Origin of the sequence: Alteromonas sp. B31-7, assembly GCF_015767655.1 — a bacterium.
In the GTDB taxonomy this organism is placed as follows: Bacteria; Pseudomonadota; Gammaproteobacteria; order Enterobacterales; family Alteromonadaceae; genus Alteromonas; species Alteromonas australica.
On sequence record NZ_CP065233.1, the window covers coordinates 2,152,598 to 2,173,673 of the forward strand.

The window sequence follows — 21,076 nt, forward strand, 5'->3', positions numbered from 1 at the left end:
CAAAGGTAAAACTAATTAAACGTGGTTGAACTAATTGTGTCAGTGTTATACTCCACTAAATTTTATGATTAGTTGCGTTAAGGGGAACATGCGAATGGCCGAGACTGACCATCGTCCGACCAATTTTATCCGTCAGATCATTGACAAAGACCTTGCCAATGGTGTGCACGACACTATCAAAACTCGATTCCCACCTGAACCCAATGGCTTTTTGCACATTGGTCATGCAAAGTCGATTTGCTTAAATTTTGGTATTGCCCAAGATTATCAGGGTACGTGTAATTTACGTTTTGACGACACCAATCCAGCAAAAGAAGATATTTCTTTCGTGAACTCAATTAAAGAAGATGTTCACTGGTTGGGTTTCGAATGGGACGGTGAAGAAAGGTACTCATCAAATTACTTTGATCAGCTTCACGGATTCGCAAAAGAGTTGATTAGCAAAGGCTTAGCCTATGTTGACTTCTCTAGTCAAGATGCCATGCGTGAAATGCGCGGCACATTGACCGAAGCGGGTAAAAATAGCCCTTATCGTGATACCGACATTGAAACGAATTTACGTGAATTCGAAAAAATGACGGCGGGCGAATACAAAGAAGGTGAATGTAGTTTACGTGCCAAAATTGACATGTCTTCACCTTTCATGTGTATGCGCGATCCTGTTATTTATCGTGTGAAGCATGCTCATCATCATCAAACCGGTGATAAGTGGTGTGTGTATCCAATGTACGATTTCACGCATTGTATTTCGGACGCCATTGAAGGCATTACGCACTCATTATGCACGTTGGAGTTTCAAGATAACCGCAGACTTTATGACTGGGTTATTGAGAATATCACCATAGATTGTGCCCCTAGGCAGTATGAATTCTCTCGCCTAAACCTAGAATATACGGTGCTAAGCAAGCGCAGGTTAATTCAACTTGTTGAAGAAAATCATGTAAGTGGCTGGGACGACCCACGTATGCCTACCGTTGCTGGCTTGCGCCGCCGAGGTTATACCCCTGGCGCGGTACGCGAGTTTTGTAAGCGTATTGGTGTTACGAAAATGGATAACATGGTAGAAATGTCTATGTTAGAAGCTTGTATTCGTGACGATCTTAACGTTAACGCCCCTCGCGCAATGGCAGTGCTAGACCCTATCAAATTAGTTATTGAGAACTATGCAGATGGGCAAAGTGAAATTCTCAATGCGCCTAATCACCCTAATGATGAGACGATGGGAACACGGGAAATTAGTTTTGGTCGAGAAATTTGGATTGAAGCAGAAGATTTTCGTGAATCCGCCAACAAAAAATTTAAGCGCTTAGTGTTAGATAAAGAAGTGCGTTTACGCAATGCCTACGTGGTTAAAGCAAATCGTGTGGAAAAAGACGCTGATGGCAACGTCACAACAGTGTATTGCACATATGACCCAGATACCTTAGGTAAAGATCCTGCCGATGGCCGTAAAGTAAAAGGTGTGATTCATTGGGTAGATGCTGGTACGGCGCAAGCAGCAGAGTTTCGTTTGTACGATCGTTTATTTAACGTGCCCAATCCTGCAGCACAAGAGGACTTTACCAGCGCGATCAACCCAGACTCATTGCAAATTATGCAAGGGTGGGTGGAAGCAGGTTTAGACAAAAATGTACCTGAAGTTGGCGCTTGGCAATTTGAGCGAACGGGATATTTCTGCTTAGATGCCGATAGCGTTGAAGGCAAGCCCGTTTTCAACCGTACCGTTGGACTTCGTGATACCTGGGCTAAAATTGGCGATTAATGGCTAACACAGCCTAGTCGAAACTTAAAAAAGCCGCGATTAAGATAATCGCGGCTTTTTTATTGCGCATTCAATGAAAGAAGCTTGGTCAATGTGCTTGCTGTGCCTTTTTTGAAACGGCAAGCTTTAACACTATTTTGGTTGGCAATCTAGCGATTCACCATTCACGTCTATGCTTTCGTCGCCCATTAAATAAAGATAAGTAGGCATAATCTCGGCAGGCGTCTTTAATGTGGCAGGGTCCTCTGCGGGGAACGCTTGTGCACGCATATTGGTGCGTGTACCGCCTGGGTTAATGCAGTTGAAGCGTAGTGACTTATTTTGGTACTCATCAGCTAATGTTTGCATTGCACCTTCAGTCGCAAATTTAGACACGGCGTATGTCCCCCAAAAAGCACGCCCTTTGCGTCCCACACTTGAGGTCGTAAAAACGACCGAAGCATGTGGCGCTTTCTCTAGCACAGGGAAGAGGGCTTGTGTCATAAAAATGGTACCGTTTACGTTTATTTGCATAACATCGCGCCATTCATCTTCGCCAATGTCTTTAAATGCACTTAAATGCCCTAACACTGACGCATTATGTAATAGGCCATCTAATCGCCCAAACTGGTCTAAGATGGTTTGTGCCATTTGCTGATAGTGAGAAACGGTTGCCCCTTTTAAATCCAGTGGAACAATGGCCGGTTCACTGCCGCCTGCAGCGACTATATCATCGTAAACCTTTTCCAATTTACTCACTGTTCTGCCTAGCAATATGCAGGTAGCGCCATGTTTTGCGTAGCACCGTGCGGCTTCAGCGCCTATACCATCACCTGCACCGGTAATGAGAATAATCTTCCCCGCTAACAAATTTTCAGGGGCATGATACGCATTCATTGTCTTCATTTAATTTACTCACCCAATTAGGCACTAGGCCATGATTTGTATAGATTTGCCGATCATACTTACCTAGCGCAATAAGTAAAACCATATACAGTGAAAAAGGTTAAACGTAAAAATATTTAACACAATTAGTTAACAAATCTTTGCAAAGTTGCAACAAAGTTAATAAGATTGAAATAGATACAACTGGTCTAACTTGTTTAATTAACGTTATTCACTGAAGAGATTGTCGCAATAACTAGCCGTCCAGCAGTATGAATATTATTTAAACACAGAATAACAACAATGCTTGTAGGGAGTAGTAATGAGAAAACTCATATTAAGTTCCAGTGTGGCTCTTGCACTGGGTCTAACAGGCTGTGGTGGTTCAGACGATACACTTTCTGACATTCAGGCTGAAACTGAAGTTCAAACACCTTTTTCACGAATTGTCTTCGATCCATCTTCAGGCGATTTAAATATCCCCAACGATCTTCTAATGCTTCCTGGCGACGACGGTTTCTTTGATTACACATTGAATATACCCGTAGACGATGCCACAGACTTTTCAGATCCTCAAAATGCACTTAACGTACTGGATGGTTGGTCTACACAACACCCCTTTGCCATTAATGTAGAAACCCCCGCGGGTGTGTCACTGGACGAAAGCACGCTATCAGCCGGTATTATGCTGTTCGAAGCCACATTAGGTTTAGACCAAAGCGACGCAGACTGCGCGCAGGTTTCCATTCCATCTGCTGGGTGTAAATTGGGTGATCAACTTACCTATGGCGTAGATTTTGTTTTATCTCTCGCCGATGACGACACAGTAACCGTTGTGCCGCTAAAGCCGCTTAAATCAGGTCAAGGCTACATGCTGGTAATGACCACTGGCTTAAAAGATACTTCGGGTAAATCTGTACAAGGGTCTACGTCTTGGGATTTAACGCGTCAGGATATTGATACCTTGCCATTATCGTCAGACGATCAACTATTACTTCAAGGCATAGTGAACTCGTTAGTCGACCCTGTAATTGCCCAAGGGTATGCTAGAGAGGACATCACCTATGTTTCTGCGTTTACTACTCAGTCTGTAGGTGTAGCGCTTAATACCATTAAAAAGGTCATGGTAAGCGACTTCGCACAAGCGTTTGCTGCCGGTGAAGCCACTGCCGCACAAGAGTTGCCCATTATCGTAGTAGGCGATTCAGCAGCACCTACGGCGATGGAGCGGTTAGAATTAGTGGATGAGGCCACGGTTGATGGCGCAGTTCAATTGGGAATTGCCTCGTTACCAGAAGGCTCAGAACAAACCATTGCATTTATTGAAGCGACAGACTTTAGTTCTTTGCAAACCTGTGCCGGTTTATCTGCCACTGCGTCTGGTCAAATGTCAGCCGAGTGGGGGGCATTGAACGAGTTTGCGACTGCGGTTGCATCAGGAATTTACACTCAGGTCGCGCCATTTTGTGCGGTACAGCACTATGAAGGGACGATTTCGCTACCTTACTTTTTGGGTACGCCCAGCGCCGAAAACCCTGAAGCCCCTGTTAACGAGTTTTGGACAGCAGCCTGTGATAGCGGCATTGTTCTCGCAAGTGCCTCAGACGAGGTGTTAAGCAGCGCAACGCCTGGTCCTAACCATGAGTTTTGTTCGGGTATCGGGCTTGCAGATTTACGTGTGAATGGCGAGATGCTTGATTCTGCACGGAACATCACAAAATTTAACCCGTATCCACAGCCCAAGGGCGGCAATGACGGTAATGAAACCCTAGATGTACAAGTTACTGTGCCTGATGTGGCGGTAGCGGCATCACTAGGGGTAACGCTAACCATGCCTGAAGCGGGTTGGCCAGTGGTTATTTTAGCCCACGGTATTACCAGTAAAAAAGAAGATATGTTGGCTATTTCAGGTGCATTATCCTTAGCTGGCGTTGCCACTATTGCCATTGACCAGCCATTGCATGGTTCTCGTGGTTATGACCTCACCGGTGACGGTGTGGACGACATTAATGCAACTGATGTCAGTGCCACCCATTATATGAACCTTGCAAGCCTGCCTACGGCCCGTGATAACCTTCGCCAGAGCGTGTCTGATTTACTTGGTTTGCGCTTGGGCATTAACGCGGTAGTTGATGCAACCACAACCCAAGGGGTGAAGTTTGATACCTCTCGCGTTTCTATCATGGGCGTTTCACTAGGCGCGATCACAGGCGGTAACTTCGCTGCCGTTGCGAATACCACCATGGGTGACGAATTAGCAGCCCTAGATAGTATGTTCGCCATTAAAGAGGCGTCACTCGAGTCACCAGGAGGTGGTTTAGCGCAGTTCCTTCTAGAGTCGCCAGCTTTCGGTCCGTTGATTAAAGGTTTACTACTTAGTTCAGCGTCTGAAGAATTCGTTGCACTGTTAGTACAGCTGTATGGCGATACGTCAGATTTGACTGAAGAGCAACTCGTGGCGGCGGTCACTGCATTCATGGATGCGTTAACAGACGAGCAGACCGCTGAAGTAGAAGCCGTATTCAGTGAGTTTGCTTTTGCCGCCCAAACCATGATGGATGCCGGCGATCCTACTAACTATGCCGAAACCTTAGGTGCAACCACTCCGGTTCACATGATGACCGTAGTGGGTGACGGCGGTGATGAAAACTTGCCAGATCAAGTGATTCCCGTGTCTACCGCTTTACCTTTGTCAGGCCAATTACCGCTGGCAAGCACTATCGGGCTAGAGCAAGTCACTACCACGAAAGCAGATACCCAACCGGTGAGCGGCTTAGTGTTGTTTAACAGTGGCGCACACGCGTCAAGTTTAAGCCCGGCTTCAAATGCAGATGTGACTACGGAAATGCAAAAAGAGGTAGCAGCTTATATTGCCTCTGATGCCACCGTAATTAATATCAGTGATGAGAGCGTTGTTGCTAACTAATTGAGTAACTTTGTTATTTTAAAAAGCCGGCGTATAGCCGGCTTTTTTGTATGCCCACTAAAAATGTTGTTTGAATGTTTACTATTGTTAATGTAGTGTTAATTGGTCGGATCTGTTGAAGTCACAAAACGCGACGTCTGCGGGTTCCGAACAACAACAATAGAAGGACATATTTGTGAAAATAACGACAGAAAAAAGGGCCATTCAAAAAACACTGGTTGCATTGGCAATTGCCACGACGCTAAGTGCCTGTGGCGATAATGATAACGACTTTAGCCATATCGATACTCCCAGTAATGAAACCCCTAGCACACCCACGACACCAATCACCACGCCGGTAACTGCCTTCGATGATGACGCATCTCTTGATGCTGAAATACGTTGGACCACCTATGGTGTACCACATATTAAAGCAGACAACTTGGAAAGCATGGCCTATGGGGTGGGCTATGCTTTCGCCAAAGACAACCTGTGTGTGTTGGCGGATCAAATCGTCAAGTACAATTCCCAGCGTGCTAAATATTTTGGCCCTGATGCAAATCAAGGTAGTGGTGACGCTGAACACCTTATAAACGATTTCGGCTTTTTGACGCTGGGGATAAGAGCGTTAGCAGAAGAAAATTTACCCCGCTTGTCAGCAAATTCTAGAGCCATGTTTCAAGGGTACACGGCAGGATACAATCGTTACCTCACTGAAACCCCGCTAGCGGACCAAGACCAAGCATGTGCAGGACAACCTTGGGTTACTGAAATTGACAGCGTCGATTTACTAACCTATTCATTAGGTGTAGCGTTGCTGCCTGGAGCAGCAAACTTTCTAGGCCCTATGTTTTTAGCTGCCCCGGAAGGTGAGAATTACGCGCCAACTGTGGTGTCAAGTGATAGCGGTGTGTCATCCGCGTTGGCAATAACGCCTAACATCTCACTTCCCGAAAAAAATCCACAGGAAATGGGATCTAATGGCTGGGGGTTAGGCAGCGACAAAACCACAAACGGGAAAGGCATGGTACTGGGTAACCCCCATTTTCCTCATACCGGCAACCTTAGATTTTGGCAATTCCATACTCAAATACCGGGGCATCTTAATGTCACAGGCAGTTCATTAATGGGGTTGCCTGGTGCCGTTAACATTGGCTTTAACGAAAACGTGGCGTGGACTCACACCTTCTCTACCGCTGAACATTTTGTCGTTTATCAACTGTCTTTAGACGAGGGTGACGCTTCAGGGCTTACGCACATCGTAGATGGAAATAAACGCACTATTTACGAAAAACCGTTACAAATTGAAGTGGCTGTGGCACCTGGGCAAACCATAACATTAAGTAAAACCGCTTATTACACTAACTATGGCCCCATGATTGAAGTGCCTGGCAGCTTTGATTGGACATCCACAAACGCCTTTGCCATTAAGGATGCTAACTTACCAAACTTTGATGTTGTAGATCATTGGTTAGCCATGAATATGGCCACATCAATGGATGAGTTTAAACAAGCATTTAAGGATTACGACGGGGTTATTTTTAACAATACAATGGCCGCGTCAGCAGATGGCGAAGTTTTCTATATAGATGACTCCACGGTCCCCAATCTTACAGATACCGCTATTAACGAGCTCACTAGCAATCCAGTATTGATTCAAACCAAGGCATCTGCAGGCTTTACCGTATTACCCGGCTTTTTATCTGCCTTTGATTTTAATAGTCCGGTACCGTATGAAAATGCGCCCAAATATGAAGGCAGTGACTCAGTCCAAAACTCAAATGATAGTTTCTGGTTAACCAATCTTTCGTCTCCAATTACAGGGGTATCCCCCTTATACGGTCAAGTAGACAATCAACAGTCTTTGCGCTCGCGTATGGGACAAAAATTTATTGAATCTGAAGCTGGAAGTGATGGCACCTTTACGCCGCAAGAAGTAGAGGCGCTTTTACTCTCAAACAGAAGTTATCTGGCGGAAGAAGTATTGCCAAGCTTACTGCAGCTATGTAGTGAGCAAGGATCTGCTCCTGTCGTAGTGGATGGCAATAATGTGTCCGTTGAAGACGCATGCAGTGCGCTATCAACATGGGACGGAACCATGAATACGGAAAGTGTAGGGGCGCATGTATTTAGAGAATTTGCCTTTCAATTTGCACAAAACCCCCAGTGGGTGACACCATTCTCCCTTGAGAACCCGGTGTCTACCCCTAGCGGCTTGATTCAAAACGATGAAACATTGAATCAGTTCGCTCGTGCTGTACAGGTAATTAATGAAGCCGGTGTGGCTGTCGATGCAAAACTTGGCGACGTTCAATTTGTTGAGCGAAGTTTGCCTGATGGCAGTGCAACAGGAGAGAAAATACCCTGGGGTGGCGCGCATAATATTGAGGGTGGATTTAATGTGTTTAATATCGTGGCAGGCAACAATGGCACGCTTTTGCCCCGGCATACTTATGCGCCGTTAAATTCAAACACCATCATGAGTGCAGAAGCGCAGGGATATCACATAAACTATGGCAGTAGTTGGATGTTGGTCATTAACTTCACGGACGAGGGGCCACAGGGAAGGGGAATACTTACCTATTCACAATCTCGTGTGTTTGGCAGTGACCACTTCTTAGACCAAACATTGCTGTATTCTCAGCAACCTAGTTTAAGAGACATGTATTTTACAGAAGAAGATATAGCTGCAAATACAATCAATGAGTTAATCCTATCGTCAGACTAAAAATTGACTGGTATTATAGCCGTCATTTTTTTAACGACGCCTGTAATATCAAGATTGGGCGATAAAGCGAAGAAGGGGTAAACTTTTTACCCCTTCGGATTAAACTGGGAGAGTAGTTTGGAGTTTTTGTACGAATACGGTTTATTTGTTGCCAAAGCCGTCACTTTAGTTGTGGCATTCGTTGTGATTGTTTCCACCATAGTGGGCGCGGCGAGCAAACAAAAGCAAGGTAAGGGGCAACTTGAAATAACATCACTGTCTGAACAGTTAAAAGACATAACCCATTACGCGCGGCAAGTACTGTTAGATAAAAATGCACAAAAGCAGCTTGCCAAAGAACAAAAGAAAGAAGAGAAACAAAAGAAGAAAAACAAGGAACCGCAAGATAAAAAGTCACGTTTGTTTGTGTTGGATTTCAAAGGCTCTATGGACGCCAATGAAGTTGAGCATTTACGTGAAGAAATTACCGCCCTTCTTTGTATTGCACAAAGTGAAGACGAAGTTTTGGTGCGATTAGAGAGTGGCGGTGGTGTCGTACATGGTTACGGACTTGCAGCGTCGCAACTACAACGCATTAAAGAAAAAGGGCTTAAACTTACTATAGCCGTTGATAAAGTCGCCGCTAGCGGTGGGTATATGATGGCTTGCGTAGCTGATAAATTAATAGCATCCCAATTTGCATATATTGGCTCTATTGGCGTGCTAGCGCAATTGCCTAACTTTAATAAACTATTAAAGAAAAACGATATTGAATTTGAACAACACACAGCCGGGGAGTACAAACGTACGCTAACTGTGTTTGGTGAAAATAACGACGAAGGTCGGGAAAAATTCAAAGAAGAAATAGAAGAAATTCATACCTTATTTAAAGACTTTGTTCACAGCCAACGTCCAGACATGGACATTGAGAAAGTGGCAACTGGAGAGTATTGGCCTGGCGTTAAGGCAAAAGAACTCGGCTTGGTTGATGCGTTATCCACCTCGGATGACTATATCCTTTCTCATCACCCTGAGCGTGAAATATTTAGTGTTAAGTACTCAGTTAAAAAGAATGTTGCAGAAAAATTAGGCTTGTCTGTGGCCTCAGTAGCTGAGCGCGTGTTAATGAAAAGCTGGAACAAAGCAAGACATTGGTTTTAAGTAAAAACGAATTCTATCATGGGGTTAACCTGGTTACGCATAACCCTTCTGATGGATTTATCTAGTCAGCGGGCTGCTAATAAGAAATATAAAAATGGCGAAAAATACCAAAACAGATATTCTCGATGCCGCAGAATTGTTGTTTTCTCAATATGGGTTTACACAAACCTCTATGCGAGAAATTACAACGCAAGCGAATGTTAATTTGGCATCTGTTAACTACCATTTTGGTAGTAAGAAAAACCTGATCCAATCGGTATTAAAACGTTATTTCGATATTTTAATGCCCGAAGTAGCGCTTTGTTTAAAATCATTGTCGCCATCAATGGGAACGCGTGGCATTGCCGAATTGCTTCAATCGCTCATTCCCCCAATGTTGAAACTTAATACACTTGGGCCTAATGGAACGGCTATTTTTGTTCAACTATTGGGGCGAGGTTACAATGAAACACAAGGGCATTTGCGTCGGTTCATTATGACCAATTATGGCGAAACTGTTCGCGCTTTGGTTGCGAGTATACAAAGGTGTTTGCCTGAGTTACCGGAAGAAGAATTATTTTGGCGGCTTCACTTTGCGATGGGAAGCTTTGTATTTTCAATGGCATCCAGTCAGGCACTTACCGAAATTGCAGAGTCTGACTTCCATAAGCAGGTAGAGATTGAAGAGGTAATTAGTCACCTTGTTCCTTTTGTGGCGCAAGGCTTAGCGGGAAATCTCCCAAACAATATATCAACAATCTAGGCTTATCGTGGCAAAATTGCAGTGGCAGATTTAGCGCGTAGCTTTTCTGCCCAATCGTCTTTTACCGAAAAGCCAGTCACTTTTTATACTAATTTTTTCTCACTTTTTGCACGGAGGACTTGTGTCAGTATCCATTCAACAACTTTCTACCTATTTAAACGGACTTTTGCGAGTACAGGAAATAACCGACTACTGCCCGAATGGCTTGCAGGTTGAAGGTAGGAGGGAAGTCACTCATATTGTGACTGGTGTAACGGCGTCGCAAGCACTCGTTGATGCCGCTATTGCACAAGGGGCGGACACCCTTTTAGTTCACCACGGATACTTTTGGAAAGGTGAGTCACAAACCATCACGGGCATGAAGAAGAAGCGTATTTCTGCGTTACTAAAAAACGATATCAATTTGCTTGCGTACCACTTACCGTTAGATGTTCACCCTGAATATGGCAATAATCGGCAACTCGCGAAGTTGCTTAATGTTCATCAAGTTAAAGCAGTATCTAGTGTGAAACCTGTCGGTGTTTTGATGGAAGGCGAACTTCCCAGCCCAATTAAGGGTGAAGACTTAAAGCAATTACTGGCTACGCAATTAAGCCGCGAAATTCTTATGGAGTGCCCGCAGAATAAAGAGATAACACGTATTGCGTGGTGTACGGGAGGCGGCCAAGGTTTTATAGAGCAAGCCGTGGAGGCCAACGTAGATGCTTTTATTACTGGCGAGGTATCAGAACAAACCATTCATGTCGCACGGGAAATGGACATTGCGTTTTTCGCCGCGGGTCATCATGCAACCGAACGTTATGGAGTAAAAGCATTAGGTGAGCACTTGTCAGAGCACTTCGATATACCTGTAACCTTTATAGACATACCTAACCCTGCGTAATGCAAAAGCCTAATGTATTACCTGGTACATTAAGTGAATTAACGATGAATAGTTTATGGAAAATGACCGCCTTTTTAACGGCATAGCAACTAAGTTTGCTGATAATATATATGGTACGACTAAGGGGCAATTGCGCCATCTTATCTTGTGTGATGCCTTGCAACCTTTCACCCAAGTGCCCTTATCTATATTAGAAGTCGGCGGGGGCACAGGTGTGATGGCCGCCCATTTAGCTGAGCAAGGACATCGTATTACGCTGACTGACGGTTCAAAAGATGTGCTTGAATTGGCCAGCGCTAATTTAGCTGCGTTTAGCAACGTCGATATAAAGCAGCAGTATCTTCAAGATATTACAGATATTGATGCTTATGATCTGGTTGTATGCCATGCGGTTTTAGAGTGGCTTGATAAGCCCTTCGACGCCATACGTTTTTTGTATAGCAACCTAAAGCCCGGTGGGTTGCTAAGCCTTAGCTTCTTTAATAGAGATGCTGCGCTCATGGCGAATGCCATTTACGGTAACTTTGAATATATTGAACGTGGCCTTAAGGTTAAAAACCAAGTTAAACTGAACCCGCAAAATGCCTTACCTGCTAAGCAAGTAGTGGAATTTTGTGAAAATTCAGGCTTTCATATCTTAAGTAAAACCGGGGTTCGCTGTTTTCACGATTACATGAAAGATAACAGCCATCAAACATCTAAATTCGACCAACTCGTAAGCGTGGAAAGGCAATACAATCAAACCGAACCGTTTCTATGGCTTGGGAAATATTTCCATTTGATGCTGCAAAAACCAGCAGCAAACGAACACAAAGAGTAACGATTTACACGTCCACGAGGTTGTCATTGGCAGTGACATCGCTGTTGTGGGTGAATAATAAAAGGTTGCTCACAGTCACCTGTGCAATTTCGGCTAATGCCTCCTGGGTAAAAAAGCCTTGGTGCCCCGTCACCAGTACATTGGGGAAAGTGAGCAGGCGTTGAAAAATATCGTCCTGAATAATGTCTAATGAGTGATCGCTAAAGAATAATTCACTTTCTCTTTCATAAACGTCAAGGCCAAGGTAACCAAGGTGCTGTTTTTTCAACGCACCAATGACCGCTGTGTCATCGATAAGCCCTCCACGCGATGTATTAATAAGCATGGCGCCTTTAGGCATAAGGGCTAATGTATCCTCGTTTATTAAATGATAGCTATCGTCGTTTAGTGGACAGTGCAAAGACACAATTTGACACTGAGACATTACGTTTTCTAACGAGGTGTAGGTTGCCCCAAGCTTTTCAACCTCGCGATGAGGATTTGGGTCACAACATAAAATTTTACAACCAAACCCATTAAGAATACGGATGACTGCTTGACCAATCTTGCCTGTACCAATGATGCCAACGGTTTTATTGAAAAGGGTGAAGCCCATTAGGCCTTCCAAGGCAAAGTTTCCTTCTCTTACTCTGTTGTAGGCTTTATGGGTTTTACGGTTTAACGTGAGGATTAACGCCAATGTATGTTCTGCAACTGTTTGTGGACTGTATGCGGGCACACGGGAAACCTTAATCCCTAGCGCTTTCGCTGCGTGTACATCCACGTTATTGAACCCAGCGCAGCGCAGGGCGACATGTTTTACTTTTAAATTGGCTAAGGTCGCAAGGGTAGGCGCACTTAAATCGTCATTAACAAACACACAAACTGCATCAAAACCCTTACAGGTTATCGCAGTTTGCGCATTTAATGGGTGGGGGAAAAACGTAAAGTCAATAGTGGAGGATGGAGTTTCATCTACACTTTTCTGTTTCAATCGCAACGATGAAAAAATAGCATTATCGTAAGCTTGAGCACTGAAAAACGCGACCTTGAGCATACGGTTACCTCCCTGTTTATTATGACTTATGCTAAGTGGGACTCAATGTCTTTTGCTATGTCTTCTGGTTTCGTGGTGGGGGCATATCGTTTAACAACAGTGCCATCTTTTGAAACCAAAAATTTCGTAAAATTCCACTTTATCCGCTTAGAGCCAAGTAAACCTGGCGCTTGGTCTTTTAGTTCAACATACATAGGGTGGGTTTGCGGGCCATTCACATCCGTTTTTTTAAAAAGCGAAAATGAAACGCCAAAATTGATATTACAAAACGCCGCGATTTCTTCATCACTGCCTGGCTCTTGATGGCCAAACTGGTCACAGGGGAACCCAAGAATTTCAAATCCCTTGTCTTTATAGCGCGAGTACAAGTTTTCTAGCCCTTCATATTGTTTGGTAAAACCGCACTTACTCGCGGTATTGACGATAAGAAGCAGTTTCCCTCTATAGCTTTCCATCTCTTGTGGTTCGCCAGTGTTTTTCGTGAGTGTGTGGGCATAAATTGACATCGCGTTTCCTCAGTATTGTTGTTTTTATTACTGTTGTCTTTGCTTCATTAAAGCTTGATACTTTGGGTATCAGTATAACCCTAGAATGGATAGTAAGATCAGCATGACAAAAATGAAAGTAAGCTTTTTGGGATTGGGTGTTATGGGGTATCCCATGGCGGGTCATTTGGTTTCTGCAGGTTTTGATGTGACTGTGTTCAATCGAACTACACAGAAAGCAAAGCAGTGGGTTGAAAAATATGGCGCCAAACTCGCTTTAAGCCCATCTGAAGCAGCCAAAGATGCTGATGTTGTACTAATGTGTGTGGGTGACGACAACGACGTTAGAACGGTGGCAAAAGAAGCCATTGCTGCGATGAATGAAGGCGCATTATTAATAGACCATACAACCGCATCTGCCACGGTAGCAAAGGAAATCGACCGGGTGTGTAAAGACCATGGTTTAGGTTTTCTTGATGCGCCTGTCTCTGGCGGGCAAGCTGGCGCTGAAAATGGTCAGTTAACCGTGATGGTCGGCGGGACGGAAAGAGACTATATCAAAGCTAAGCCTCTTTTCGACGCTTATTCTCGCCACAGCCAATTACTCGGGGAATGTGGCAGTGGGCAGCTAGCCAAAATGATGAATCAAATTTGCATTGCTGGGATTGTTCAAGGCCTAGCTGAAGCGTTGCACTTTGGCCAAAAAGCAGGCTTAGACTGCAGTGCTGTTATTGACGTCATCAGCAAAGGAGCCGCACAATCGTGGCAGATGGAGAATCGCGCCCAAACTATGCTTGATAACAGCTATGAATTTGGCTTCGCCGTGGACTGGATGCGAAAAGACTTATCTATTGCATTGGATGAAGCTCGAAGAAATGGCTCTACACTTGCGTTAACCGCATTAGTGGATCAATATTATGCTGATGTACAAAAAATGGGCGGTAATAGATGGGATACATCTAGCCTGCTAACACGGCTGAAGTAAGGCAGGCGAAAAGCCTTATTTTACCCTTTTTTTTCAGCAGCGGCTTGTGCTAACAATGTCAGTTGGTTTAGTCGTTGCTGGTTGCCCTGTGTGAGTTCAAGTTCCGCAACACAACTCAGTAGGCTCTGTACAGAGAACTTTCGATATACCGCAGTATCCGCTTCAATCATACATTGAACAAGGTTAAGACCAAAGGCCGCCGTATCTGCTGACAAGGTGAACGCATCATAGAAGTGTTTGAGTGCGCCTAAAAAGTTTTTTTCAACAAACATGTGTGTGCCTGTTTCATTAAGCGCAACAGCTTGTTCGTGATTTAAACCCAATTCTTTTCCACTTGTAATAATTAATGCACTGTTGCTAACTTGTTCTGTAATAGCCTGAGTTTCTTCGTTTTTTTGCCTGGCTAATAGTAACAATGCGTTCGCTTTTTCTTCGTTGCCCAACCCATAATGCACTTTGGCGGCAATAACCAATAGTGAAGGTTCTGTCCGTAAATAATTATCCATGTAATCTTCGTCTAAAAGACTTGCGGCTTTGTCTTCATCCTGTTCGAGAATGGCAGAAAATGCTAATAGGTAGTCGCGCTTTTGCAGCATTTGCCTATCACCTTGATTTCGACCAGCAATGCCCACTAATTTTCTTGCTTGCGACAAGCTTTCTCTACGGTTAGTCGTAGGAGACTCTTCAGCAAGAAGTAGATAGAACTCTGCTAATTCAAAGGTAAAATCGTTAAAACGATCTTTCGCACTTCGGTGCATAGCGCGTTTTTTCTGAAACAAGTCTATGGCTTCTACCACTTTATTTTGCTTTTGAAAGGCAATAGATTTCATTCTGGTTGCCGATAAACTCAACTCGCTAAACTTAATGTTTTCGAGGTAATCTTCCACCTGTCCGTAGGACTTTTTTTCGAAGGACAGTGACGCCAACCACTCAAACGCCCGGTCTCTAGCTAAGCTAGAATGCACCATGGTGCTTAATTCCGACTGACATTCCGGCCATTTACCTGCAGCATATTGGCAACGTATTTTACCCCATTGTGCCCACAGCACTTTGTCAGAGCGGGTAAGTACTTCATCATAGATATTCATGGCTCGTTGAATCTCGCCATTTTCATAAAGAAGCCGTGCATACAATTTGCGAATGTCATTCACTAAACGAGAGGGCACACCTTCTCTCACTTGCTTTTGAAGTAAACTTATTGCGTTACTTCGCTGCTTGTTATCCATTTCTTTTAATATCGGGTCAGCATAGTGGCGATAAGAAATATAGTGTCGAATTTGTCGAGTGAGTGACGCAATGGTGTAGGGTTTAATGAGTAGAATGTCAGGCTGAAGATCCATAATTCTACCAATGGCCTGTGGCGATCTATCCGACGTAAGAAAGATAATACCTGTACTTGGACGAATGTAACCCGCTTCACGAAGGGCGTGGATCCATTCTACACCAGACTTGCCTTGACCAAGGTGATAGTCCATTAAAAGCAGCTCGAAATGTTGTTTGCGCAGTGCGCTTTTCAACTCTACACCCGATGCAAAACTACGTACGTTTAAATGACCAATGGGCAGCAGATGACCACGAAGGGTCGTTCTTGCTGTCGCATTGTCTTCAACAATTGCAATCCTGTATTCCATCGGTGCTGTACTCAACATTCTATCAAACAATAGCTTACCAGTGCTTCGGCTAAAGTGCATTAAGCAAAAAGATGTAAAACGAAGCGGCGACATGTATCTATCGACTTAGTCCTAAGAAAACATAAGGAATCCAACCTTTGGTGTCACAATTAATTTACAATTATTTTAAATTGATTTGACGTTAACGTTTACGTGAAGGTTAACAATTCGTTACTGTTACTCTCATGAGTTAATCACAGGCAGAAAAGTATGAAACAGGTTCCTTTACTTATTAATGGTGAATTTATAACGTCGGCAACCGATGAGTTCATTACGGTGACTAATCCAGCCAACAACACACCCATAGCACACGCGCCCTGCGCGACTGAGAGCGAAATGGAAGGGGCGATCGCATCAGCAACACACGCATTCTCAAAATGGAAAAACGTGCCCGTTACTGAGCGAGCACGAGTCATGATGCGCTATCAGGCACTACTTAAAGCACACCATGATGAAATTGCGACTTTGCTCGCTCAAGAAACGGGGAAAACCTTCGACGACGCAAAAGGCGATGTGTGGCGTGGCATAGAAGTGGTTGAGCAAGCGATGAACGCCCCCGCATTAATGATGGGCGAAACTGTTGAAAACGTTGCAAGAGGCGTCGATACCTACAGTGTCACGCAACCCCTTGGTGTTTGCGCAGGTATTACCCCATTTAATTTTCCAGCCATGATCCCACTTTGGATGTTTCCCCTCGCTATTGTTTGCGGTAACACCTTTATTTTAAAACCGTCAGAACAAGACCCCTTAACGCCTAATCGCTTAGCTGAATTATTTCTTGAAGCGGGTGCGCCTGCCGGCGTTCTCAATGTTGTCCATGGCGGTAAAGAGCAAGTAGAGCCTTTGTTAACCGACCCTCGCATTAAAGCAGTTTCTTTCGTGGGTTCGGTTCCTGTTGGTCAACACATTTATCGTACCGCAACGGCGAATATGAAAAGAGCACAATGCTTTGCGGGTGCCAAAAACCATACGGTAATTATGCCCGATGCCAATAAGGAGCATGTATTAAATAATCTTGTTGGCGCTTCAGTAGGCGCAGCGGGACAGCGTTGTATGGCAATTTCTGTGGCGGTCTTTGTTGGCCAGGCGCAACAGTGGATACCTGAATTAGTCGCCCGAATTGCTAAAGTAAAACCTGGCCTGTGGGACGACGAGGAAGCAGGATTTGGCCCTCTCATCAGCCCTCAGGCAAAACGACGTGTATTAGGTTTAATTCAAGAAGCGAAAGAAGAAGGGGCCGAATGTTTATTAGATGGTTCCACCGCCACTGTGGAAGGTTATGAAGACGGCAACTGGGTAGGCCCAACGGTGTTTAATAAGGTCACTGCCGATATGCGTATTTATACAGAAGAAGTTTTTGGCCCAGTACTTTCCTGTATGTCAGTGGATTCACTCGATGATGCCCTGACACTGGTTAACAACAACCCTTATGGTAATGGTACTTCCATATTTACAAACAGTGGTGCAGCAGCGCGAAAATACCAAAGAAATGTCGAGGTAGGGCAGGTAGGTATTAATGTTCCAATTCCTGTGCCCTTGCCATTTTTTTCCTTCACAGGGTGGAAAAACTCTTTTTATGGCGACCTCCACGCCTACGGAAAACAAGCCATTCGTTTCTATAGCGAGACTAAAACGGTCACCGCTAGATGGCTAGAAGACGACGTACCAAGCGGTACAAATTTAACCATTTCGTTAGACTAATCCAAAACGGCAGTGTGGAGTAAAACACAATGAATGTAGAGCTTTCAGAAGACCAAGTGGCGTTTCAGGAGACAGCACGACAGTTTAGTGAACAAGCACTGGCACCTTTTGCGGCGCAGTGGGATCGCGAACATTTTTTCCCTAAAGAAACCATACAAAAAGCCGGTGAACTGGGTTTTTGCGGCTTATATAGCCCAGAAAGTGAAGGTGGTTTAGGTCTCAGTCGTTTGGATGCCTCTGTGATATTTGAACAATTGGCAATGGGGTGTACGACAACCACCGCCATGTTAACTATTCATAATATGGCAACCTGGATGATAGCCACCTGGGGAAGTGATGAGGTTCGCGCTAAGTGGTGTCCTAGTCTCGTCACTGGCGAACAACTGGCATCCTATTGTCTTACCGAGCCCGGTGCGGGTTCTGATGCTGCATCACTAAAAACAAAAGCGGAAAAAAAGCAGTCTGGCTATATTCTGAATGGTTCGAAGGTTTTTATTTCTGGTGCCGGTGAAACAGACGTTCTTGTGGTAATGGCTCGCACTGGCGGCAGCGGTCCTAAGGGCGTTAGCGCATTCGCTGTACCGGCCAATGCGCCGGGAATAAGCTACGGTAAAAAAGAGAGGAAAATGGGGTGGAACGCTCAACCCACTAGAATGATTGCATTTGATAATGTAGAGATTGACGCAAATTGGCGATTAGGCGAGGAAGGCCAGGGCTTTAAAATGGCCATGCAAGGCTTAGACGGCGGGCGTATTAATATTGCAACTTGCTCTGTAGGGACGGCCCAACAAGCACTTAATTTGGCCAACGCCTATCTACGTGAACGCGAGCAATTTCAAAAGCCTATTGCCACATTTCAAGCGTTACAATTTAAATTAGCCGATATGGCCACGGAATTGGTGGCAGCAAGGCAACTCGTTCGTATGGCAGCGTGTAAACTAGACGCGAACCACCCAGACAAATCCACTTACTGCGCTATGGCGAAACGGTTTGCCACCGATGTGGGTTTTAAAGTGTGTAATGAAGCCTTACAGTTACATGGTGGGTATGGCTATATTAATGAATACCCATTAGAACGCCATGTTCGCGATGTACGCGTTCATCAAATTCTTGAAGGCACAAATGAAATTATGCGCGTTATCATAGCAAGGCGATTACTTGCAGATACCACAAGCCTGCTTTAACAGGGATAAGGAGTTTTTATGCAACAGTCAGCCCCCGTCGTCATCGCCGAAGAGCGTAAAACCAAAAGCGGCCATGTATTGGGCGTCCTCACTTTAAACAAACCTAAGGCTCTGAATGCCCTAGACTTGCCCATGGCGAGTATCCTGTTAGATACATTAGAGCAATGGAAATCACGGCAAGATATCACGTGCATTGTTCTCACATCAGCAGGCGATAAAGCGTTTTGTGCGGGCGGCGATATCGTCTCTATGTACCACGCAATGTGTGAATCCCAAGGAGAGATCCCTGCATTTTTAACATCATTCTTCAAAACTGAATATACCTTGGACTACTGCATACATTATTACCCCAAGCCTATCGTGGTATGGGGTTCAGGTATTGTAATGGGCGGCGGTATGGGCCTTTTATGTGGAGCAAGTCATAAAGTGGTGACAGAAACATCACGATTGGCAATGCCTGAAATTTCCATTGGTCTTTATCCCGATGTAGGAGGCAGCTATTTTTTACCGCGCATGCCAGGTAAAACAGGCTTGTTCTTAGGATTGACAGCCACGCAAATGAACGGTGCTGATGCTGTACATGCGGGATTGGCTGACTATTTGGTGGCTGCCAATCAACTAGACATCTTAATGCAGAAGTTAAACGACGTTGAGTGGGGCGGTGTTAATCATCACGATTCGGTCTCTCAGGTACTCGCGAACTTAGATGCGCCACTAAGCCCGCCCAAGAGCCTTATCGCTCTGCATCAAAACGCTATTAATACATGGTGTGACGGCAAAACAGTGGCTGCGGTGGTAGACAATATTTTAAGCGCCCAAGAAAGTGATCTACCGGTTAGTGAAGACCCAGAGGCACACGCAGTGGCGATAAAATGGCTTAATAAAGCACAAAAAAACCTCAAAAATGGGTCGCCTATTACCGCCCATCTGGTTTTTGAGCAGTGTGTTCGCGGGGCAACGATGACGTTGGCTGAATGTTTCAAAATGGAGGCCGTTATGTCTTGCAGATGCGGAGAGTCAGGCGAATTTCAAGAGGGCGTAAGGGCGCTGCTCATCGACAAGGACCTTTCCCCTAAGTGGAAATATAACCACGTAGAAGAAGTTCCCCACGACGTTGTTGAAGGTTTTTTCAGTTCTCCTTGGGCAGAAGACGAACATCCGCTGGCTCACTTAGGAGAGGAAAAATGACACACATCGCATTTATTGGTTTGGGCAATATGGGCGGTCCTATGGCCGTAAACTTAGTGCAAAGTGGACATAGGGTAACCGTATTTGATTTGTCGGTGCCGGCGATGGATTCACTAAAGCGTGAAGGCGCCAGTGTTGCTGATTCGGCGTTGAGTGCGGTAAAGGATGCAGACATTGTCGTGACTATGTTACCGGCGGCTCAACACGTTGAGCGCTTGTATTTAGGTAATGATGGTATTATTCGTGGCGCCAAACCCGGAACCCTATTTATCGACTCCTCTACCATAGATGCAGATACTGCAAAACGGGTTGGCGCTGATGCATATGCGTGTAACATGCACTTTATTGATGCTCCCGTCTCTGGCGGCACGGCAGGCGCGAAAGCGGGAACGCTCACCTTTATTATGGGAGGCAGCCCACACGCGGTTGCGCAGGCGACACCTGTTTTACAATGTATGGGGCGGAATTTGTTTCACGCCGGCGATTTAGGGGCAGGACAGATTGCAAAAATTTGCAACAATATGCTGTTGGCGGTGCTTATGGCGGGTACTTCAGAAGCCCTAACGATGGCCACAAAAAATGGCATAGACCCTAAGGTTATGTCTGACATTATGCTGCAAAGCTCGGGGTGCAACTGGACACTGGAGAAGTACAATCCGTGTCCAGATGTTATGGAAAATGTGCCCTCTAGCAATCAGTATGAAGGTGGTTTTATGGTTAAGCTTATGAACAAAGATTTAAACCTTGCCATGAACACTGCGGCCGACAGTGTCTCTACCACACCCATGGCAACAGCAGCGCAAAGCTTGTATAGAATGCTGGAGTCACAGGGCCATGGAGAAAAAGACTTCTCCAGTGTTTATACACTCTTTAATAAACACACTAACACGTAAAGCAATACACAAGAGAGAGGGCTAAGCCACAGTTTCCAATAAGACACTGACAGTGAAAATTGATAAACTTATTACTCGTCGTCGTTTTTT

The 21,076-nt window shown here is 44.8% G+C and carries 16 protein-coding genes; 12 read left to right on the forward strand and 4 right to left on the reverse strand.

What is annotated here, in order from left to right; genetic code table 11:
• The first annotated feature begins 94 nt into the window (after window positions 1–94).
• On the forward strand, window positions 95–1,762 hold the full coding sequence (gene glnS, locus IUA53_RS09110) for a glutamine--tRNA ligase (RefSeq protein WP_196899276.1): 1,668 nt from the start codon (window positions 95–97) through the stop codon (window positions 1,760–1,762).
• A 132-nt stretch (window positions 1,763–1,894) separates the two neighbouring features.
• Here the strand turns inward: glnS and IUA53_RS09115 are convergent, their stop codons facing one another.
• Window positions 1,895–2,638 carry a YciK family oxidoreductase gene (locus IUA53_RS09115; protein ID WP_196899473.1) on the reverse strand — a complete coding sequence of 248 codons (744 nt, stop codon included), beginning with the start codon at window positions 2,636–2,638 and terminating at the stop codon, window positions 1,895–1,897.
• A gap of 310 nt (window positions 2,639–2,948) precedes the next feature.
• Here IUA53_RS09115 and IUA53_RS09120 point away from each other — a divergent pair, with 310 nt between their 5' ends.
• From IUA53_RS09120 to IUA53_RS09145, 6 genes are all read left to right on the forward strand, one after another.
• Window positions 2,949–5,552, forward strand: a complete 2,604-nt coding sequence (locus IUA53_RS09120; RefSeq protein WP_044057070.1) for a VolA/Pla-1 family phospholipase — start codon at window positions 2,949–2,951, stop codon at window positions 5,550–5,552.
• Between the two features lie 181 nt (window positions 5,553–5,733).
• Window positions 5,734–8,259, forward strand: a complete 2,526-nt coding sequence (locus tag IUA53_RS09125) for an acylase (protein WP_044449484.1) — start codon at window positions 5,734–5,736, stop codon at window positions 8,257–8,259.
• Window positions 8,260–8,376: 117 nt separating this feature from the next.
• Window positions 8,377–9,399 (forward strand): protease SohB, encoded by a 1,023-nt coding sequence (gene sohB / locus IUA53_RS09130; RefSeq protein ID WP_044447321.1) that lies wholly within the window; start codon window positions 8,377–8,379, stop codon window positions 9,397–9,399.
• A gap of 94 nt (window positions 9,400–9,493) precedes the next feature.
• Complete coding sequence (locus tag IUA53_RS09135; protein ID WP_044057072.1) at window positions 9,494–10,141, forward strand: TetR/AcrR family transcriptional regulator; 648 nt, start codon at window positions 9,494–9,496, stop codon at window positions 10,139–10,141.
• A gap of 121 nt (window positions 10,142–10,262) precedes the next feature.
• Window positions 10,263–11,024, forward strand: a complete 762-nt coding sequence (locus tag IUA53_RS09140; RefSeq protein ID WP_044057073.1) for a Nif3-like dinuclear metal center hexameric protein — start codon at window positions 10,263–10,265, stop codon at window positions 11,022–11,024.
• Between the two features lie 55 nt (window positions 11,025–11,079).
• The gene (locus IUA53_RS09145; protein WP_044057074.1) at window positions 11,080–11,844 is read left to right on the forward strand and encodes a methyltransferase; all 765 of its coding nucleotides are present in this window, start codon (window positions 11,080–11,082) and stop codon (window positions 11,842–11,844) included.
• 4 nt (window positions 11,845–11,848) lie between these two features.
• On the opposite strand, the gene IUA53_RS09150 is transcribed toward IUA53_RS09145, so the two are convergent.
• Window positions 11,849–12,880 carry a 2-hydroxyacid dehydrogenase gene (locus tag IUA53_RS09150; protein WP_044447323.1) on the reverse strand — a complete coding sequence of 344 codons (1,032 nt, stop codon included), beginning with the start codon at window positions 12,878–12,880 and terminating at the stop codon, window positions 11,849–11,851.
• A 26-nt stretch (window positions 12,881–12,906) separates the two neighbouring features.
• Window positions 12,907–13,386 carry a glutathione peroxidase gene (locus tag IUA53_RS09155; protein ID WP_044447326.1) on the reverse strand — a complete coding sequence of 160 codons (480 nt, stop codon included), beginning with the start codon at window positions 13,384–13,386 and terminating at the stop codon, window positions 12,907–12,909.
• A 103-nt stretch (window positions 13,387–13,489) separates the two neighbouring features.
• On the opposite strand from IUA53_RS09155, the gene IUA53_RS09160 reads away from it, so the two are divergent.
• Entirely contained in the window at window positions 13,490–14,350 is an 861-nt protein-coding gene (locus tag IUA53_RS09160) for an NAD(P)-dependent oxidoreductase (protein ID WP_044447328.1), read from the forward strand.
• A gap of 20 nt (window positions 14,351–14,370) precedes the next feature.
• Here IUA53_RS09160 and IUA53_RS09165 read toward each other — a convergent pair whose 3' ends face one another.
• Window positions 14,371–15,981 (reverse strand): response regulator, encoded by a 1,611-nt coding sequence (locus tag IUA53_RS09165; RefSeq protein WP_082052887.1) that lies wholly within the window; start codon window positions 15,979–15,981, stop codon window positions 14,371–14,373.
• A 249-nt stretch (window positions 15,982–16,230) separates the two neighbouring features.
• Here IUA53_RS09165 and IUA53_RS09170 point away from each other — a divergent pair, with 249 nt between their 5' ends.
• The 4 genes from IUA53_RS09170 to mmsB are packed head-to-tail and all read left to right on the forward strand — an operon-like array spanning window position 16,231 to window position 20,986.
• Complete coding sequence (locus tag IUA53_RS09170) at window positions 16,231–17,721, forward strand: CoA-acylating methylmalonate-semialdehyde dehydrogenase (RefSeq protein WP_044447330.1); 1,491 nt, start codon at window positions 16,231–16,233, stop codon at window positions 17,719–17,721.
• 29 nt (window positions 17,722–17,750) lie between these two features.
• Window positions 17,751–18,905 (forward strand): acyl-CoA dehydrogenase family protein, encoded by a 1,155-nt coding sequence (locus IUA53_RS09175; protein ID WP_044057080.1) that lies wholly within the window; start codon window positions 17,751–17,753, stop codon window positions 18,903–18,905.
• Window positions 18,906–18,923: 18 nt separating this feature from the next.
• Window positions 18,924–20,093, forward strand: a complete 1,170-nt coding sequence (locus IUA53_RS09180) for an enoyl-CoA hydratase/isomerase family protein (protein ID WP_196899278.1) — start codon at window positions 18,924–18,926, stop codon at window positions 20,091–20,093.
• The gene (mmsB, locus tag IUA53_RS09185; protein WP_044057082.1) at window positions 20,090–20,986 is read left to right on the forward strand and encodes a 3-hydroxyisobutyrate dehydrogenase; all 897 of its coding nucleotides are present in this window, start codon (window positions 20,090–20,092) and stop codon (window positions 20,984–20,986) included. Before IUA53_RS09180 ends, mmsB begins: the two co-directional genes overlap by 4 nt.
• The last annotated feature ends 90 nt before the right edge of the window (window positions 20,987–21,076 follow it).

Coding starts and splice junctions, on each gene's coding strand:
- IUA53_RS09170 (WP_044447330.1), top strand. CDS start 16,231: ATGAAACAGGTTCCTTTACTTATTAATGGTGAATTTATAACGTCGGCA.
- glnS (WP_196899276.1), top strand. CDS start 95: ATGGCCGAGACTGACCATCGTCCGACCAATTTTATCCGTCAGATCATT.
- IUA53_RS09175 (WP_044057080.1), top strand. CDS start 17,751: ATGAATGTAGAGCTTTCAGAAGACCAAGTGGCGTTTCAGGAGACAGCA.
- IUA53_RS09120 (WP_044057070.1), top strand. CDS start 2,949: ATGAGAAAACTCATATTAAGTTCCAGTGTGGCTCTTGCACTGGGTCTA.
- IUA53_RS09155 (WP_044447326.1), bottom strand. CDS start 13,386: ATGTCAATTTATGCCCACACACTCACGAAAAACACTGGCGAACCACAA.
- IUA53_RS09165 (WP_082052887.1), bottom strand. CDS start 15,981: ATGGAATACAGGATTGCAATTGTTGAAGACAATGCGACAGCAAGAACG.
- IUA53_RS09115 (WP_196899473.1), bottom strand. CDS start 2,638: ATGAATGCGTATCATGCCCCTGAAAATTTGTTAGCGGGGAAGATTATT.
- IUA53_RS09135 (WP_044057072.1), top strand. CDS start 9,494: ATGGCGAAAAATACCAAAACAGATATTCTCGATGCCGCAGAATTGTTG.
- mmsB (WP_044057082.1), top strand. CDS start 20,090: ATGACACACATCGCATTTATTGGTTTGGGCAATATGGGCGGTCCTATG.
- IUA53_RS09150 (WP_044447323.1), bottom strand. CDS start 12,880: ATGCTCAAGGTCGCGTTTTTCAGTGCTCAAGCTTACGATAATGCTATT.
- IUA53_RS09145 (WP_044057074.1), top strand. CDS start 11,080: ATGGAAAATGACCGCCTTTTTAACGGCATAGCAACTAAGTTTGCTGAT.
- IUA53_RS09160 (WP_044447328.1), top strand. CDS start 13,490: ATGACAAAAATGAAAGTAAGCTTTTTGGGATTGGGTGTTATGGGGTAT.
- IUA53_RS09180 (WP_196899278.1), top strand. CDS start 18,924: ATGCAACAGTCAGCCCCCGTCGTCATCGCCGAAGAGCGTAAAACCAAA.